This is a genomic window from Burkholderia sp. (genome assembly GCF_018375725.1).
In the GTDB taxonomy this organism is placed as follows: Bacteria; Pseudomonadota; Gammaproteobacteria; order Burkholderiales; family Burkholderiaceae; genus Burkholderia.
This window is the reverse complement of sequence record NZ_JAHACR010000445.1, coordinates 1-2,398: the sequence shown is the minus strand read 5'-3', so window position 1 is coordinate 2,398 and position 2,398 is coordinate 1. Positions and strand designations below refer to the sequence as shown.

The 2,398-nt window shown below is 67.0% G+C and carries 2 protein-coding genes and 1 pseudogene; all 3 read right to left on the bottom strand.

The annotated features are described in order from the left end of the window. A pseudogene (locus KH616_RS24150) lies at positions 1 to 110 on the bottom strand (LysR family transcriptional regulator); the annotation flags it as partial. Between the two features lie 60 nt (positions 111 to 170). Next, the gene (locus tag KH616_RS24145; protein ID WP_292253715.1) at positions 171 to 809 is read right to left on the bottom strand and encodes a 2-hydroxychromene-2-carboxylate isomerase; all 639 of its coding nucleotides are present in this window, start codon (positions 807 to 809) and stop codon (positions 171 to 173) included. 92 nt (positions 810 to 901) lie between these two features. After that, complete coding sequence (locus KH616_RS24140) at positions 902 to 2,338, bottom strand: TAXI family TRAP transporter solute-binding subunit (RefSeq protein WP_292253712.1); 1,437 nt, start codon at positions 2,336 to 2,338, stop codon at positions 902 to 904. Positions 2,339 to 2,398: the final 60 nt, after the last annotated feature.

The following is a 2,398-nucleotide window of genomic DNA, read 5'->3' as shown; positions in this document are numbered from 1 at the left end:
GTCTGGTTGAGCCGAAGCGCGGCCTGCGTGACGCTGCGTTCGAGCAGCAAGGTGCGCAGGACGCGCACGAGCCAGATGTCGAGCGAGGCGGTACGGTCGTCGTCTTCCATCGATGCAGGGCGATGCGTTACCTTACCGCAGCCGTGCGCGTCAGTGCGTGATGCCCGGCATCATGCGCGGCTCTTCGGCAGCGTGCTGATGCGTTTCACTTCGCGCGATTCGAGCCAGTTCGGCGTACGCGCACAGTACAGCACCATCGGCAGTGCATCTTCGCCCCAGAACAACTGCTTGTTCATCCAGAACGTCGGCACGCCGAATACGCCGAGCCGGATCGCATCCTCGATGTTGCGCCCCAGCTGCGCGGCCGTCCCTTCGAATTCGATCAGCGAATCGCCGTGCCCGACGCCGACCCGCTCGCACAGCGCCGCGAAGCCGCTCGGCGTCGACGGATCATTGCCCTCGCGCCAGATGAAGCGGAACATTTCGCGCACGGTCGGGATGTCGGCGCGCAGTGCGATCGCGAGGCGCAGCGCCTTGTCCGAATCGAACGGATGCGCGGGCGGCATCTTGAACGGAATGCCGAGCTGCTCGGAGCGAAAGAGCGCGTAGCGGTACGTGAAGATGCGTTTGGCAGGCACGTCGGCGTTCGGACGCTGACCCCAGTGGCGCTGCAGGTGGCCGAGCGAGACCGGCACGGGCTCGAACGGCACGTCCGGCCATTTTTCGTGCTGCTCGAGCAAGAGATACGAGAACGGCGAGACGAAATCGAAAAACCAGGTGGGCTGGGCGGTATCGAGACCGGTGGTCATGAAATTCTCCTGGGAATGGGGCGGCGACTGACGCTGGCGTCCATGTTATGCGGCAGCGCGCACGGATACCGTCATGATCGCGGATTGTTCATTCAGACGGAACCGGGTGTCGCCCGGGGGGCGTCGCCGCCACTGGCGCCGCCGTCGTGCGGGTTCGGGGCGTCGTGCGGGTGGGTGTATCCCATGTCATGGTCGCGCAAGGTCAGGCGATAGCGGACGAAGCTGATGTGCTCGCGCAGCACGTAGAACTGATCCGCGTACGCCAGCGGCATGTTCATCCGGTTCACCGACTCCTCGATATCGTCGAGCCGGCCGAGCAGTTCGGCCCGCTCCCGGACGGTGTGTTCACCGAGCGCGTCGCGCTCCAGCGCGATCAATGCGCCGTACCAGCGGTAGAGCCGCGAACGCACGCGCCAGCCGTACAGCGCCGGCACGAGCCGGAGCGCGGGGATCAGCACGACGACGAGCGGCAGCGCGATGAACAGCAGCCGGTCGGCGAGGCTCGCGACCCAGAACGGCAGCCGCCGGTACAGGAACGTCTTGCCCGATTTGTAGTAACGCCCCGCGTCGTCGGACAGCGGGAAGCTGCGCGTGACGGCCGACGGGAATTCGCCGGCACGCTGCAGGATCGACGGCGGCGTGTGCACCTCGCGTGCGGCCTCGATCAGGAGGTCGGACAGCGCCGGATGCAGGGTGTTGCGCGCGATCAGCTCGATCGTCGGCGCGAGCGTGTGAATGTCGGCGCGCGGCAGGTTCCGGCCCAGGTCGTAGACTCCCATCGGCAAGGTGATGTCGGTCAGGTACGGGAAACGGCGCGTGTACGCGTCCGCCTGCGTAAACGAGTAGAAGCGCACGCCCGGCACGCGGAACAGGTTTGCCATCACCGGAATCTGCGTCGAATCGCCGGACAGGAACGCCGCGTCGATCTCGCCGGCGCGGAGCGCACGCGCGGCTTCCTCGCCCTCGATCGGCAGCAGCGTGGTCGATTCGCCCGGGACGATGCCGTTTGTCTTCAGGAGCGCGAGACTCAGCGCGCGTGCGCCGCTGCCTTCCGCGCCGACCGCGAGCCGCTTGCCCTTGAAGCCGGACAGTCGCGCGACGACCCGTCCGCGGTACATGATCGCGAGCGGCACATAGCCGATGCTGCCGAGGGCGACGAGATGCGTGCTCTGGGCGCCGGGGCGGACGCCGCTCTGCACGAAGCCGACGTCGACCTTCGCGCTCGGATCGGACAGCCGCGCGAGGTTCTGCACGGAGCCCTCGGACGGCAGCACGTCGAGCGTGATGCCGTTCTTCGCGAGAATCTCCTTGTACTTCTGTGCGGCGTTCCAGTAGGTGCTGCCCGGCGGCCCGGACGAGATCACGAGCCGGGACGGCGGCGCCGGCTGGATCAGTCTGATCGCGAACCAGACGGCCGCAATCGACAGGATCGCGGCTGGCCCGACCGACAGCGCGAGGTCGCGCCAGGACACCGCGACGAAGCGCGCAACAATCTGGGACGGACGAGGAGGATGAAAGGATGGCTTCATGAGCGGCAATCGGCAGATGACGCATACGTGACGCGCGTGACCGTGCCGTCGTCCGCTTCG

Bases quoted from the DNA above. Each gene is read 5' to 3' on its own strand.
- KH616_RS24145 (WP_292253715.1), bottom strand. From the start codon at position 809: ATGACCACCGGTCTCGATACCGCCCAGCCCACCTGGTTTTTCGATTTC.
- KH616_RS24140 (WP_292253712.1), bottom strand. From the start codon at position 2,338: ATGAAGCCATCCTTTCATCCTCCTCGTCCGTCCCAGATTGTTGCGCGC.